This is a genomic window from Aeromicrobium sp. NPDC092404, assembly GCF_040684095.1.
Classification (GTDB): Bacteria; Actinomycetota; Actinomycetes; order Propionibacteriales; family Nocardioidaceae; genus Aeromicrobium.
The window spans coordinates 716,320-730,394 of sequence record NZ_JBFBFI010000002.1 but is presented as its reverse complement, the minus strand read 5'-3'; the positions used below and the strand labels follow the sequence as shown (position 1 = coordinate 730,394).

General features: G+C 69.4%; 17 protein-coding genes. 8 read left to right on the top strand and 9 right to left on the bottom strand.

Annotated elements, in window-relative coordinates; all coding sequences use genetic code 11:
* Positions 1-5: 5 nt before the first annotated feature.
* Positions 6-341, top strand: coding sequence for a helix-turn-helix transcriptional regulator (locus AB0N22_RS14125; protein WP_364641324.1), 336 nt, complete (start codon positions 6-8; stop codon positions 339-341).
* Here the strand turns inward: AB0N22_RS14125 and AB0N22_RS14120 are convergent.
* From AB0N22_RS14120 to AB0N22_RS14100, 5 genes are all read right to left on the bottom strand, one after another.
* Complete coding sequence (locus AB0N22_RS14120) at positions 338-943, bottom strand: ATP-dependent Clp protease proteolytic subunit (RefSeq protein ID WP_364641321.1); 606 nt, start codon at positions 941-943, stop codon at positions 338-340. The two genes, AB0N22_RS14125 and AB0N22_RS14120, sit on opposite strands and share 4 nt — an antisense overlap.
* Positions 940-1,554 (bottom strand): ATP-dependent Clp protease proteolytic subunit, encoded by a 615-nt coding sequence (locus AB0N22_RS14115; RefSeq protein WP_364641318.1) that lies wholly within the window; start codon positions 1,552-1,554, stop codon positions 940-942. Before AB0N22_RS14115 ends, AB0N22_RS14120 begins: the two co-directional genes overlap by 4 nt.
* 74 nt (positions 1,555-1,628) lie before the next feature.
* Positions 1,629-2,387: a 2-phosphosulfolactate phosphatase gene (locus AB0N22_RS14110; RefSeq protein ID WP_364641315.1), complete on the bottom strand. Its 759-nt coding sequence runs from the start codon at positions 2,385-2,387 to the stop codon at positions 1,629-1,631.
* Between the two features lie 12 nt (positions 2,388-2,399).
* Positions 2,400-3,200, bottom strand: a complete 801-nt coding sequence (locus AB0N22_RS14105) for a phosphatase PAP2 family protein (protein ID WP_364641312.1) — start codon at positions 3,198-3,200, stop codon at positions 2,400-2,402.
* A 140-nt stretch (positions 3,201-3,340) separates the two neighbouring features.
* The gene (locus AB0N22_RS14100) at positions 3,341-4,837 is read right to left on the bottom strand and encodes a helicase HerA-like domain-containing protein (RefSeq protein WP_364642759.1); all 1,497 of its coding nucleotides are present in this window, start codon (positions 4,835-4,837) and stop codon (positions 3,341-3,343) included.
* Between the two features lie 288 nt (positions 4,838-5,125).
* Between AB0N22_RS14100 and AB0N22_RS14095 the strand changes: the two genes are divergently transcribed.
* Together AB0N22_RS14095 and AB0N22_RS14090 are read left to right on the top strand one after the other, a co-directional pair.
* The gene (locus tag AB0N22_RS14095; protein WP_364641309.1) at positions 5,126-5,428 is read left to right on the top strand and encodes a type II toxin-antitoxin system VapB family antitoxin; all 303 of its coding nucleotides are present in this window, start codon (positions 5,126-5,128) and stop codon (positions 5,426-5,428) included.
* On the top strand, positions 5,425-5,937 hold the full coding sequence (locus AB0N22_RS14090; protein WP_364641306.1) for a LytR C-terminal domain-containing protein: 513 nt from the start codon (positions 5,425-5,427) through the stop codon (positions 5,935-5,937). The genes AB0N22_RS14095 and AB0N22_RS14090 overlap by 4 nt, the downstream gene beginning before the upstream one ends.
* Positions 5,938-5,961: 24 nt before the next feature.
* On the opposite strand, the gene AB0N22_RS14085 is transcribed toward AB0N22_RS14090, so the two are convergent.
* Complete coding sequence (locus AB0N22_RS14085) at positions 5,962-7,449, bottom strand: potassium/proton antiporter (RefSeq protein WP_364641304.1); 1,488 nt, start codon at positions 7,447-7,449, stop codon at positions 5,962-5,964.
* Positions 7,450-7,650: 201 nt separating this feature from the next.
* On the opposite strand from AB0N22_RS14085, the gene AB0N22_RS14080 reads away from it, so the two are divergent.
* Positions 7,651-8,376: an alpha/beta hydrolase gene (locus AB0N22_RS14080; RefSeq protein WP_364641301.1), complete on the top strand. Its 726-nt coding sequence runs from the start codon at positions 7,651-7,653 to the stop codon at positions 8,374-8,376.
* Positions 8,377-8,577: 201 nt separating this feature from the next.
* On the top strand, positions 8,578-9,210 hold the full coding sequence (locus tag AB0N22_RS14075; RefSeq protein ID WP_364641298.1) for a hypothetical protein: 633 nt from the start codon (positions 8,578-8,580) through the stop codon (positions 9,208-9,210).
* A gap of 155 nt (positions 9,211-9,365) precedes the next feature.
* Here AB0N22_RS14075 and AB0N22_RS14070 read toward each other — a convergent pair whose 3' ends face one another.
* From AB0N22_RS14070 to AB0N22_RS14060, 3 genes are read right to left on the bottom strand one after another with little or no spacing between them, the layout of a single operon-like run.
* Positions 9,366-9,539: a CsbD family protein gene (locus AB0N22_RS14070; protein ID WP_082530480.1), complete on the bottom strand. Its 174-nt coding sequence runs from the start codon at positions 9,537-9,539 to the stop codon at positions 9,366-9,368.
* A gap of 60 nt (positions 9,540-9,599) precedes the next feature.
* A complete protein-coding gene (locus AB0N22_RS14065; protein ID WP_364641295.1) occupies positions 9,600-10,031 on the bottom strand; it encodes a hypothetical protein in 432 nt (143 codons plus the stop codon).
* Positions 10,032-10,083: 52 nt separating this feature from the next.
* Positions 10,084-11,214, bottom strand: a complete 1,131-nt coding sequence (locus AB0N22_RS14060) for an aminotransferase class I/II-fold pyridoxal phosphate-dependent enzyme (RefSeq protein ID WP_364641292.1) — start codon at positions 11,212-11,214, stop codon at positions 10,084-10,086.
* A 120-nt stretch (positions 11,215-11,334) separates the two neighbouring features.
* Here AB0N22_RS14060 and AB0N22_RS14055 point away from each other — a divergent pair, with 120 nt between their 5' ends.
* Genes AB0N22_RS14055 through AB0N22_RS14045 form a run of 3 tightly spaced genes read left to right on the top strand, consistent with a single transcriptional unit; the run spans position 11,335 to position 14,053 of the window.
* A complete protein-coding gene (locus tag AB0N22_RS14055) occupies positions 11,335-12,423 on the top strand; it encodes a ferredoxin reductase (RefSeq protein WP_364641289.1) in 1,089 nt (362 codons plus the stop codon).
* Between the two features lie 26 nt (positions 12,424-12,449).
* Entirely contained in the window at positions 12,450-13,637 is a 1,188-nt protein-coding gene (locus AB0N22_RS14050; protein WP_364641286.1) for an acyl-CoA desaturase, read from the top strand.
* Complete coding sequence (locus tag AB0N22_RS14045; RefSeq protein ID WP_364641283.1) at positions 13,634-14,053, top strand: hypothetical protein; 420 nt, start codon at positions 13,634-13,636, stop codon at positions 14,051-14,053. Before AB0N22_RS14050 ends, AB0N22_RS14045 begins: the two co-directional genes overlap by 4 nt.
* The last annotated feature ends 22 nt before the right edge of the window (positions 14,054-14,075 follow it).

Sequence of the window (14,075 nt, the reverse complement as noted above, 5' to 3'; positions counted from 1 at the left end):
GGAGCATGACCGAGATCGTCCGCCTGCACGCCGTCCCACTCCGCTCCGCCGGCCCCGAGCCGCTCTGGCGCGAGGTCCTGGGCCAGAGGCTTCGTGCCCTTCGGCGACACCGCCGTGAGACGTTGACCGAGACCGCCGAGCGGGCCGGCATCTCACCGCAGTACCTCTCCGAGATCGAGCGCGGTCTCAAGGACCCCTCGAGCGAGGTGCTCGCCGCGGTCACCGGCGCCCTCGGCGCGACGCTGATCGACCTGACCTCGCAGGTCACCAGCGACCTGCGCGGCTCGTACGCCGCCGGAGCTCCTCGCGCGTCCGGCCAGGCCCTGCTGCTGGCTGCCTAGGCCGCCACGGTCGCCGACCGGCGCTGCAGCACCTCGTCGGCGAGCCCGTAGGTGATGGCGGCCTCGGCCGCGAAAACCCGGTCCCGGTCGGTGTCCGCGCGCAGCGCCTCCACGGTCTGTCCCGTGTGCGTCGACAGGATCGACTCGATCGCGGCGCGGATGCGGACCACCTCGTCGGCCTGGAGGATCAGGTCGGGGATCGCACCGCGACCCTGGACGGCCGGCTGGTGCAGCACGACCCGGCTGTGCGGCAGGACCGACCGACGGCCGGGCTCCCCCGCCGCCAGCAGCACGGCCCCGGCGGCGATGGCCTGGCCCACGCAGGTCGTGGCGACGGGCGCCTGGATGAACTGCATCGTGTCGTAGATCGCCAGCATGGCGGTCTCGTCGCCACCCTCGCAGTTGATGTAGAGGTTGATCTCCTGACCCGGGCCTTCGGCCTCGAGGTGCAGCAGCTGCGCGATCAGCGCATTGGCGACGCCGGGGTCGATGCCGGTGCCGAGGTAGATGATGCGCTCGGCCAGCAGGTGCGAGTAGACGTCCATGACCCGCTCGCCCCGCGGATGCTGCGCGATGACGTTCGGGATCGTGTACGAAGTCATGACCGCACCCCCATCGCCATCGCCGGGCGCGTGGTCGGCATGACCTGCGCGAAGTCGTCGACGATCGCGTCGACGAAGCCGTAGTCGACCGCCTCCTGCGCGGTGTACCAGCGGTCGCGCAGGGAGTCCTCGAAGATCCGTTCCACGGGCTGGCCGGTGTCGTCGGCGATGATCCCGAGCACGGTGTCCCGGGTGTGGCGCAGGTCTTCGGCCTGGAGCTCGACGTCGACGGCCGAACCGCCGATGCCGGCCGACCCCTGGTGCATGAGGATCCGCGAGTGCGGCAGGGCGTACCGCTTGCCCTTGGTCCCCGACGAGAGCAGGAACTGCCCCGCGCTGCACGCCAGCCCGAGGGCGAGCGTCGCCACGTCGCACGGGACGAGCCGCATGACGTCGCGGATCGCCAGCATGGAGGGCACCGACCCCCCGGGCGAGTGGATCCAGAGGACGGCGTCGGACACCGGGTCCTCAGCGGCCAGCGTGAGGAGCTGGGTCGCGAGGAGCGTGCCGTTGTCGTCGTCCAGCGCGCCGTCCAGCACCAGGACGCGGCGGTGGAGGAGCTGCTGGCGCATCTGTCCGGTGAAGAGGGTGGTCCTGTCGTTGTCAGCCATACGACCATCGTGCGGACTCCGGTGGCTGCACGACAGGTCTTGCTGCTGGAGGCAGATCAGCCCAGAGCGGAGCGTCAGGGCGCTGGGATGAACCCGCGGTCGCTCAGCAGCGGCACCGTGCGACCTGCCCCGATCTCGGCGGCGAGGACGACGTCCTCGGCATGGCCGGCACCGACCAGCTCGCTCCCGCCGGCGCACGCCTTGAGGTGGGACTCCTCACGCCCCTCGATCAGGCGGTAGGCATCGGCGGCCATCGCGGCCTCGGGAGACAGCCCGGGCCAGTCATGGTCCTCCAGCGCGGCCAGGACGGCTCCCGCACCCCACAGGTCCTCGATCGCCGGGCGCAGTGATCCGTCGGCCCATCGCTCGCCCGCCGCCACGACGGCGATGGAGGCGGTCTCGGCGTCGTGCTCGCGGGCGATCCAGTCCGCGACCGCCGGTGCGTTGCGCAACGAGGCACCGACGACCGTCGTCGCGATCGACGCGAGGTCGACCGAGATGGCCGAGCCGTTGGGCGACGGCAGGACGAGCCTCTCGACGGACCCTGCGGCCCGGATGCTCGCGGGCGACACGCTCACCTCGCCCGCCGCCGCGGCGCTGCGACCCACGGCCAGCACCGCACGGTTCTGGGCCGCGTACGTCGGGGCGTCCTCGGCCTCCCACGGGTAGGGCAGCACCACGATTCCGAGGTCGGCCGCCATGCTCAAGGAGGTCGAGAACGACAGGACGTCGACCACCACCGCGACGTCGGCGCCGGCGGCGATCGCCCGCGCGCCCGCAGGACCCCAGTCGAACCTGACGCCGTACGGGGACTGGTGCAGGACAGGGTTCACGAGCCGACTGTGTCAGATCGGGACCGGGGCGTCCTCGTGGGCCACCACCGGACTGCGTTTCTCCCAGGCGATGACGGCGCCGAAGGCGGCGAGGACGACGAGCCAGCCGACCACCGCGTCGAGGACCCAGTGGTTGCCGGTGCCGATGATCACGACCGTCATGATGGCCGCGTAGGCGACACCGATCGCCTGGACGATCCGGTGAACGTTGGCGCGGATCAGCACGATCGCGACCCACAGGGCCCAGCCGGCGTGGAGCGAGGGGAACGCGGCGAGCTCGTTGGTCATGCCGCCCAGGCCCTTGGGTGCCGACGCGTCGGCTCCCCACCAACCCGCGGCGGAGTGCAGGTTGAGCACGTCGACGTACATGCCACTGATGAGGCGGGGCGGCGCGGTCGGCATCACGAGGTAGAACGACAGCCCCATGATGGTCGCGAACACGAGGGCCCGACGAGCTGTGACGTACTCGGACGCACTGCGACGGTAGATCCAGACCAGGACGACCGCCGTGGCGATGTAGTGCGTCGTGGCGTACCAGTAGCTGCCGAACAGCCCGAGCCAGTCGTGCTGGACGAACTTGTCGTTGAGCCACGACTCGATGTCGAAGCGCCAGGTCTTCTCGAACGCCAAGATGTCGAGGGCGCGGCCGCGGGCCGGGGCGAAGTCGTTGGAGGCCAGCAGCCGCGAGGCACTGTAGGCGACGTAGAGGACGCCGAGGAAGGTCAGCTCGATCGCGCCACGCTTGAGCCCCTGGGGCACCCCAGAACGGCGCACGGCCTCGGTGCGCTCGGTCTGCTGTGCCGACTGCGGCATGCCGCCTCCTGTGCCTGTGTGCCGGGATCCAGACCCGGTTGAAGGCACCCAGGTGCGCCTTCGTGTTGTCACTCTGTCTGCCGGCTGTGCCTTGCGGCAACCAGAGGAAACCCTGATTTGTTCCCTGAGAGTACCGGTTCTCACCGACGCTTTCGGAACAAGTTCTTGATCAGTTCTCGCGCAATCGTGCGGCTCGCTTCACCGACTGCGCGGTCCACCGGCGACATCCGGCGCGATCGGGACCGCTTCGGGGCCCGCTGCTTCGCGAGCGTGTCGGCCTCCCGTTGCAGGCGTTCGGCCTCCTTCTGCTCCCACTGCTTGCCGGTCTCCTCCGCGGTCGACGCGACCTCGTCGGCCGTCGCCGCCTTGGCCCCGAGGATCTCGGAGGCCGACTGCGGGTCGACCGCCGTGCCGTACGTGGCCAGCAGGGGCGATGCCGCGACGGCTGCCTGGATCTGGTCGGAAGGCGTCGGGTCCATCGAGCCCTGAGGTGCGCGCAGCCGGGTCCAGGCGACCGGCGTCGGGGCGCCCTTGTCGCTCATCACCGTCACGATCGCCTCGCCGATGCCGAGCGACGTCAGCACCTCCTCGAGGTCGTACGTCGTGTTGGGATACGTCGACACGGTGGCCTTGAGGGCCTTGGCGGCATCCGGCGTGTGGGCACGCAGCTGGTGCTGCACGCGCGATCCCAGCTGGGCCAGGACGTCACTCGGTACGTCCTTCGGCGTCTGCGTGACGAAGAAGATGCCGACGCCCTTGGACCGGATGAGACGGACGGTCTGGGTGATCGACTCGAGGAAGTCGTCCGAGGCATCGGCGAACAGCAGGTGGGCCTCGTCGAAGAAGAACACGAGCTTGGGCTTGTCGGAGTCACCGACCTCGGGCAGCTCGGTGAACAGCTGCTTGAGCAGGTACATCAGGAACGTCGAGAACAGCGCAGGCTTGTCCTGGACGCCGGGGACCTCGAGGAGCGACACGATGCCGCGGCCGTCAGGAGCCGTGCGCAGGAAGTCCGAGACCACGATCTCCGGCTGCCCGAAGAACTGGTCGGCACCTTCGTCCGCGAACGCGATCAGCTCGCGCAAGATGACGCCGACGGTGGCGGCGGAGAGCCCGCCCAGTGCCTTGAGCTCGGCCTTGCCCTCGTCGCCCGTCAGGTGCGTCAGGACGTCGCGCAGGTCCTTGAGATCGATCATCGGGAGCGAGGCGTTGCGGGCGTAGTGGAATACCAGGCCGAGCGAGGACTCCTGCGTCGCGTTGAGGCCCAGGACCTTGGCCAGCAGCGTCGGGCCGAACCCGTCGATCGTGGCGCGGACCGGCACCCCCATGCCGATGCCGCCCAGCGCGAAGTACTCCGTCGGCGTCGCGACCGGCTGCCAGTCCTGACCGATGCTCTTGGTCCGCGCCAGCAGCTTGTCGTCAGGCGTGCCGGGCGTCGCGATGCCCGACAGGTCACCCTTGATGTCGGCGGCGAACACGGGGACGCCGTTGGCCGCGATCTGCTCGGCCAGGACCTGGAGCGTCTTGGTCTTGCCCGTGCCGGTCGCGCCCGCGACCAGGCCGTGCCGGTTGAGCATCGCGAGCGGGATGCGGACCTGCGCCTCGGGGACTGCGTCACCGTCGACCAGCGCGCCCATCTCGATCGCGGTGCCCTCGAAGGCATACCCCGCCGTCACGATGTCGACGATCTCGCTGCGACCGGCCGCCTCGGCCTGGTCCGGCTCGGCCTTGTCTGCCGAGGACTTCGACGCCGCCTCTCGCGCTGCCACCGCGAGCTCGTCGGCCTTCTTCTGCGCCTCCTCGGCGTCGGCCCTGGCCTTCTCGGCCGCCTTCGCAGCCTCTTCCGCAGCTCGTTGTGCGTCATCGCTGGTCGTCATGGCCACACGCTACCGGCAGACATCAGGCACCCTGTCTACACTGACCGGGTGATCTTCAGGAGGGTGAGCGAGGGGCGCCCCTATCCGGACCACGGGCTGACGCAGAGCACGTGGGCCGAGATCTCCCCGTCCCAGGTGCGACTGGACGACCTGACGACCACCAAGACCCAGCTCGACCTCGAGCACCTGCTCGACGACGACTCGACCTACTTCGGCGACCTGTTCGCCCACGTCGTGAGCTGGCGCGGCGAGCTCTTCCTCGAGGACGGGCTCCACCGTGCCCTGCGCGCCGCCCTGCAGCAGCGCAACATGCTGCACGCCCGCGTCTACTCGTTCGAGAAGTCGGCATGACGAGCGCGTTCCGGGCCGTGGTGCTTGCCGTGGCTGCGGCGGTCTTCGTCTTCGGCGGGGTCACCGGCTTCCGGCTGCTCACGTCGAGCGCGGACACCGCCGAGCCGGCGCCCACGTGCACCAACAAGACGGTCAAGAAGGGCGAGCCGCTCGACAGCAACCTCGTGACGGTCAACGTTTTCAACGCGTCCAACCGCTCCGGACTCGCCAACCGGGTCACGATCAACCTCCAGACCGACGGGTTCCTCGGCGGCACGATCGGCAACAGCGAGAGCGCCACGAAGCCCAACCGCGTCGCGATCCTGACCAACGACCCCCGCGATCCCCGCGTACGCCTCGTGGCGCGCCAGTTCAAGGACAAGGTCACCTACCGCGAGCCCGACATCACGGTCGAGGACGGCGTCATCGTGATCGTGGGCGACAACTACTCGGGCCTGCGGTCCAAGGCGCCCACCCGGATCACGTCCGACCGCGAGATCACGGCCTGCGTGCCGACCGTCCTGCCCTAGCCCGTCGGCGGGCGCGGCACCGGATCAGCTGTCCCGGCCCCAGCCGGCCAGGCGGCCGTGACGCCCGACGGCACGCAGCCGCTCCTCCGCCTGCTCGCGCACGCCGCGCCCCGCCACGATCAGCAGGTCGTCGTGGATCGCGATCCGCTCGGCGCGGTGCGGCACGAACGTCGCGCCGTCCCGCACGACCATCGAGACCGAGGCTCCCACCGGGAGCCGCAGCTCGCCGATCTCGACCCCGGCCAGCCGCGAGCCCTTGGGCACGTGGATCTGCAGCAGGTCGGCCGACACCCGCTCGAGCGGCGCTGCCTCCACCTCGACGTCACGCGCCTCGTCGCTCAGCACGCCGCACCAGGCGGCGAGCCGGGCCAGGGGCGCAGCCTGCACCAGGGTGTAGACGACGACCGCGACGAACACCACGTTGAACAGGTCGCGGGACCCGGGCACGTCGGCGGCGAGCGGGATCGTCGCGAGCACGATCGGCACGGCACCCCGCAGCCCGGCCCACCCGACGAACAGCTGCTCGCGGATCCCGCGTCTGAACCAGACGGCACAGGCGACCACTGACAGCGGACGGGCGACGAACGTGAGGATCGCTCCGGCCGCCAGCCCGTGCCAGACGTGCCACCACCGCAGCTCGTCGGGGCTGGCGAGCAGGCCGAGCATCACGAACAGGCCGATCTGGGCGAGCCAGCCGATGCCCTCGACGAACGATCGCGTGGCGACCCGGTGCGGCAGCTCGGTGTTGCCGAGCACCAGCGCCGCGATGTAGACCGCCGCGAACCCACTCGCGTGGACGTACGCCGCCGAGCCGTAGGCGAGCACCGCGAACGCGAAGACCACGAGCGGGTAAAGGCCCGAAGCCGGCAGGGCGACCCGGCGCAACCCGTTGGCGCCGACCCAGCCGATCGCGAAGCCGATGGCACCGCCGGCGATCAGCTCGAACACGATGAGCCCGACGAGCGCCCACAAGCCGTGCTCGAGCGCGTCGCCGGCGCTGATCGCGACGACCAGCACCACGATGGGGGCGTCGTTGAGACCGGACTCGGCCTCGAGGGTTCCCGTCACCGAGTGCCGCAGCGGGACCGTGCGCAGGACCGAGAAGACCGCCGCGGCATCCGTCGGCGTCAGCACGGCGGCCAGGAGGATCGCGAGCTCCCAGTGCAGGTCGAGCAGGTAGTGCCCGCCGGCCGCGACGACGGCGATGCTGATGATCGAGCCCAGCGTCGCCAGCAGCAGGCCGTAGCCGAGGTTGGGCCTGACGTGCTCCCACTTGGTCGTCAGACCACCCTCGGCGAGGATCAGCACCAGCCCGCCGAAGCCCAGTGCGTGGGCCAGGTCGGCGTCGGCGAACTGGATGCCGAGACCGGAGCTGCCCAGCAGCAGGCCGAGGAACAGGTAGACGAGGAGTGAGGGAAGTCCCGCCGTGACGGAGATGCGTACCGCGAGGACCGCCAGCACCAGGACGCCGGAACCGATCAGCAGGATCTGGTCGAGCTGGTCGGCGTCCAAGACGGCTCCTCTCATGGTGTCGACGGGCCCTGATTCTATCGGTCCGCAGCCGCGAGCCCGACCGCCCGCTCAGCGTCTCGGGTGGCGCCCGCCGACGCAGTCCGGTTGGGTGGCACGGTGGACCGACGAAGCATGCTCGCCCTGATGGCGGCGTCGCTCGTCGCCTGCACGGGCCGACCTCCAGAGAGGAGCACCAGGACGGTGACCACCCTTCCATACGGCAAGGACCCCCAGCAGCTCGCCGAGCTCACGCGACCATCGGGCACGTCCAAGGGCGTCGTCGTGGTGATCCACGGCGGATTCTGGCGTGCCCAGTACGACCTCTCGCTCGGCCGCCCACTCGCAGCCTCCCTCGCCGAGGCGGGCTGGACGGCCTACAACCTCGAGTACCGCAGGGTCGGCAACGGCGGCGGCTACCCGCAGACCTTCGACGACGTGGCCGCCGGGATCGACGCCCTGGCCGCGATCGACGACCTGGACACGTCGACCGTCGTCACGCTGGGGCACTCCGCCGGCGGTCACCTCGCGGTGTGGGCGGCTGGCCGGGCCAAGCTCGTGGGGACTCCGTGGGCCGACCCGGTCGTCCCCGTCACGGCCGCAGTCGCCCAGGCCGGCGTGCTCGACCTGCACGCCGCCGTCAACCTCGGCAGCGGTGCCGCCAAGCAGTTCATGGGCGGGCAGACCGACCTCACCGACGCCGACCCCTACGCCCAGGTCCCGCTGGACGTGCCGGTGCGCTGCGTCCACGGCACGGACGACGACATCGTCCCCATCAGCCAGTCGAGGACCTACGTCGACCGCACTCGGTCGCTCGGCGGGGACGCCGAGCTCATCGAGGTCCAGGGAGATCACTTCACCGTCATCGACCCGTCCTCGCGGGCGTGGGAGCGGACCCTGCAGGCCCTCGACGATCTCCGGTCTGCCTGACCGCCGTCGACAACGGCGCCCTGTTCTGCCTCCTCCACCACCACCACTGCACGACGCCGGCCGGCACGCGCACATGGCATCCGACGGCATCATCGAGGTCATCCCGCCGGCCGACTGTCTTCTGCCGTTCTCCAACGCTTTGCTGCTCTCACACATACCCTTGGCGTGGGCGGGGAGCCTGAACGAGAGTCGAGCCCGAGCATGAAGAAGTCTCACGCCGTCGCCGTCATTGCAGCCTTCATCCTCGTGGGTGCTGGATCAGCCGTTGCCGTCGACGCCGCCACCACCACCCCACCGATCAAGCTCTGCAAGGCAAGCAAGGGCGGGACGGTGAGTGCCCCCGGCTCGTCTGGCGCATGCCCGAAGAAGACGACCGCGTTCTACGTCGCATCATCTGCCGATGTCCAGGCGTTGGCTGCTCGACTTGACGCTGCCGAGACTGCGAACGCTGATCAGGCCGACAGGATCGCTGACCTGGAGGCCGCTGTCGAAGATCTGCAGAATGGGACGGAAGAGCCTCCCGGACAAACTCTTTCCATCACGGGCACCTACAACATGAACGGCACCTTTGATGCTCACATCTCGAGCACCGGACTTGCCAACCAGAAGGTCACGTTGCTCAGGAACTTGGAGACCAGCGTTCGATCCACCATCGATTTCCCGACTCTCGCAGCTGATGGGACTGCAGTGGTTCGCAACCTCCCGTGCAGTGATCTTGTCGTGGGGGCGGAGGCCGTCGACGAGGCAGGGGATGACCTCATCAAGGCGATGCTCTTGACGGTCCAAGGCTGCGGAATCGAAGGACCCGAAGGACCCACAGGACCCACCGGCTGACCGCACAGACGTCCGGCCTCCCTCACTCCAGTGGAGCAGGTCGACCTGCGTCAGGTGCAGGTCACGTGCGGCGATCAGCAAGAACGGCCCGATGTGGCGCGCTCGACACACGGAAGCGCCCCGACCGATGGGTCGGGGCGCTCCATGAAAGGCGCTCAGTGCTTGAAGGCGTCCTTGACGTTCTCGGCGGCGTCCTTGAGATCGGACTTGGCCTGGTCGCCCTTGCCCTGACGCTCGAGCTCGTCGTCGCCCGTGGCTCCGCCGACGGCCTCCTTGGCCTTGCCCTTGGCGTCCTCAGCAGCGTTGCTCAGCTTGTCATCCAGTCCCATGACGGATTCCTTTCGTTGAGTTCAACACCACGGGTACCCGCAATCCGCGGGAGCTAACCCTCAGTGGGGGGTCGCCTCATGGTGACGTCGGCCATGCGTGCGCCGCTGCTCCTTCATCTCGGCCTCGAACAGGTGCGTACGCCCTCCGGCCAGCGCCTCGCGCGCCGAGCGCTCGTGGTCCTTGAACGCGTCGTAGTAGCCGGCATCGTAGTCCTCGACGATCTGGAACGTCCATCGGCCCTCGATGACGTTCCGGCCCACGAGGTCCTCGACGAGCCGGTCGGCTATCGCGTCCTGTCCGGCCTTCCGGAACAGGTCGACCGCCTCGTCAAGCGCCAGGTCGGCCTCGCCGGTGCGGCGGTGGAAGGAGTAGAGCAGGCCTCGTGCCTCCTCGACGGTCTCCAGCGCCTCGCTGAGCTTGCCCAGGGCCTCGACGGTGACGTCGTCAACGCCCTCGGGTCGTGTGTGCTGCTGCTTCGGTTCTTCACCCATGTGGCCACGCTAGATCGACGTCGCGCCGTCGGCACGTCGAGGCGTACGGCGGTCAGACCACGCTGCCCATCCGTTCGAGCGCCTCGGTGAGGATCTCGGGCGTGGTCGCGAAGTTGAGCCGCACGTACCCGTCCCCGTTGCCGAACGGGAGACCGGAGCTGACCGCGACCCGGCCGCGATCGAGGAAGGCTTCGGCAGGGTCGTCGCCCAGCCCGAGCCCGCGGCAGTCGATCCATGCGAGGTAGGTCCCGGCCCCCTGGCCCCAGCGGGCACCCGGCAGGTGCCGGTCCAGCAGCTCGGCCAGCAGGACCCGGTTGGCGGCGAGGTCGGCGTGCAAGGCGTCGAGCCAAGCGCCGCCCTCGCGAAACGCCGTCGCGTGCGCGATGTCGCCGAGGTGGCTGGGTCCGTGGGACACCACCTCGGGCAGGCGAGCGAGGTCGGCAGCGCCCTCCTCTCCCGCGACGAGCAGCGCGGCCTTCATGCCGGCGAGGTTCCACGCCTTGGTCGCCGACACGAGGCTGAAGGCGTTCGCCGTGCCGGGCAGGCTCAGGTAGGGCACGAAGCCGTCGGCCGCCAGCGGCGCATGGATCTCGTCGACCACGACCCGCACTCCGTACGTCTGAGCGAGGCCGGCGACGGCGGTCAGCTCCTCGGCGGTGTGCGCGACCGCCGTCGGGTTCTGCGGGTTGCAGAGCAGGTAGGTCACCGGCCGGCCAGTGGAGCCGGCGCGGATGAACGCCGCCTCGAGGGAGTCCAGGTCGAGCCGGCCGACCTCGTTCAACGGGGCCTCGACGATCGCCCGTCCGGCGTGCTCGACGTAGCCGTAGAACGGCGGATAGACCGGCGGGCTGACCACGACCGGGTCGCCCGGGGAGCTCACCAAGCCGATCGCCTCGACGATGCCGGTCATGACGTCGGCGACCCACGCCATCCGGCCGGGGTCGACGGTCCACGACCACCGCTCGAGCGCGAAGGCGGAGACCGCCTCGGCGTACGCCGTGCCGTGCGGATAACCCGTGTCGCCGTCGGCCACGGCTCGCGTCACCGCCCGGGTGATCGGCTCGGCGAGGAGCACGTCCATCTCCGCCACCCACAGGGGCAGCACGTCCGGCCCGTGCTCGCGCCACTTGACGCTCGTGCGCCGCCGGAGGTCGTCGAGGGTCAGCTCACGCAGGGGATGCATGACTCCCATCATGATCGGCGTCACGCAATGCGCATCACGTCGGCAGGTCTTGCGAGTTCAGTGAACACGTGTAGCCTGAAACTGTAACCATGAGTTACATCCTCGATCCGGGAGCGTCACATGACCGAACCGCTCATCGAACGAATCCCCGCCCTGCGGGGACTGCGCCGAGCCGCCCACGCCCTCACGACGCCGCTGGCGCCCGACGACTACCTCAAGCTGATCAACCCCCTGTGGTCCCAGCGTGAGCTGCGCGGGCGCGTGGAGAAGGTCGTCCCGGAGACCGAGCGCGCCGCGACCCTGGTGATCAAGCCCGGCTGGGGCTGGTCGTGGGACCACCAGCCCGGCCAGTACATCGGCATCGGCGTCGAGCTCGACGGCCGGTTCCACTGGCGCTCGTACTCGCTGTCGTCGGTCCCGCTCAAGGAGAACGGCACGGTCAGCATCACCGTCAAGGCGATGCCCGAGGGATTCCTCTCCGAGCACTTGGTCAACGGACTCGCACCGGGGACCATCGTGCGGCTCGCGTCGCCCCAGGGCGACTTCGTGCTGCCGGACCCGCCGCCGGAGAAGGCGCTGTTCCTCGTCGGCGGCAGTGGAATCACGCCGGTCATGTCGATCATCCGCACGCTCGATCGTCGCGGCTCGATGCCCGACGTCGTGCTGGCGTACTCGGCCGTGCACCCCGAGGACATGATGTTCCGCGACGAGCTCAGGGAGCTCGCCGAGACCCACGACAACTTCGCGCTGTACGAGCGGTTCACCGACACCGACGGCATCCTGACCCCGGACCAGCTCGACGACGTGTGCCAGGACTGGATGGAGCGGGAGACCTGGGCGTGCGGTCCGGGACCGATGCTCGACGCGTTCACCGACCACTACAAGCGCCTCGGCCGTGAGGAGAACATCCACGTCGAGCGCTTCACGCTCAACACCGCCGGTGGGGAGGCCTCAGGAGGCACCGTGACGTTCGGCGTCGGCGGCCCGTCGATCGAGGTCGACGGAGCGACGACGCTGCTCGAGGCGGGCGAGCAGGCCGGCGTCAACATGCTGTTCGGTTGCCGCATGGGCATCTGCCACACCTGCGACGTCCCGCTGGCGTCAGGGCGCATCCGCGACCTGCGCAGCGGCGAGGAGCACGACAACCCCAACGAGTACATCCAGACCTGCATCTCGGTCGCCGCCGGCGACTGCACCCTGACCCTCTAGACCACCTCACCCAGAAGGAGCGACACATGGCGTTCGCCGACGTACGTGAGTACACCCACCTGACCGACGAAGAGGTCGAGGCCATCGGCCGCGAGCTCGACGAGATCCGCGCCGAGGTCGAGGCCGACCGCGGCCAGGCCGACCGCGACTACGTGACCCGCATCATCACGCTCCAGCGGCGGCTGGCCGCGGCGGGGCGCATCACCCTGTTCGCCAGCTTCTTCCCTCCCGCGTGGCTGCTCGGCACCGCGATGCTGGGCTCGGCCAAGATCCTCGAGAACATGGAGATCGGCCACAACACGATGCACGGCCAGTGGGACTGGATGAACGATCCCGAGATCCACTCCAGCAACTGGGAGTGGGACACGACGCAGCCGGCGGAGCAGTGGAAGCACTCGCACAACTACATCCACCACCAGTTCACCAACGTGCTCGGCCACGACAACGACATCGGCTACGGCATCCTGCGGATGTCGCGCGACCAGAAGTGGACCCCGTACAACCTGGGCCAGCCGGTCTACAACTTCCTGCTCGCCGCGTTCTTCGAGTGGGGCGTCGCCCTGCACGACCTCGACATCGAGGCGATCCGCAAGGGCAAGAAGGACCCCAAGCTGCTCAAGAAGCAGCTCAAGCAGATCGGCAACAAGGTCGGCAAGCAGACGTTCAAGGACTACCTGATGTACCCGCTGCTGTCGGGTCCGTCGTTCTTCCACACGCTGAGCGCCAACTTCACGGCGAACCTCATGCGCAACTTCTGGTCGTACATGATCATCTTCTGCGGGCACTTCCCCGACGGTGCGGTGCACTTCACCGAGGAGGAGCTCGAGGACGAGACCCGTGCCGAGTGGTACCTGCGGCAGATGCTCGGCTCGGCCAACTTCGAGGGCGGCAAGCTCCTGCACGTCATGAGCGGGCAGCTCGGCTTCCAGATCGAGCACCACCTGTTCCCGGACCTGCCCAGCAACCGCTACGCGGAGATCTCGGTCAAGGTCAAGGACATCTGCAAGCGCTACGACATCCCGTACACGACCGGGCCGCTCCACAAGCAGTACGGCCAGACGTTGCGGACCATCATGAAGCTGTCGCTGCCGAACCGCCGTACGACCGACAACCCGGCCCCCCTGTCGCCGCGCAAGCGCCGTCGTCTCGACGACGCCGAGCGTCCGGTCCGGCGCTCCGAGCTCGGCAAGTGGTCGGGCGCGGCCTCGGCATGAGCACGGTGCTCGACGGTCGACCGGAGGCCGGCGGCCTGCCCGTGCCGTTCGCCTGCGAGGACGACGACGGGACGCTCGACCACGCTCGGGTGGTCAAGCGCCGCGCCATCCGGTGCGCCCTCAGCCGCATCTGCGGGATCTGCGGGGAGACCCTGTCCCGTCCGATCGCGTTCCTGGGGCCGGAGGCCGAGGCGGCCGGAGGGTCGTTCACCTTCCCGCCGACCCACCTCGCCTGCGCCGAGGACGCCCTCGCCTTGTTCGTGCCGATCGGCGGCCGGCACCTCGGTCAGGCCGAGGTGCCGCTCCGCTGGTCGCTCGTCACGACAGGCGGGTTCGACCTGGTCCGACCGGGTCGCCGCGGCGGGATCGTGCAGTTCAGGCCCAACTCGGTCCTGAGCACCACGACGTACGACTGACCGGTCTCGCCCCAGGCCCGGC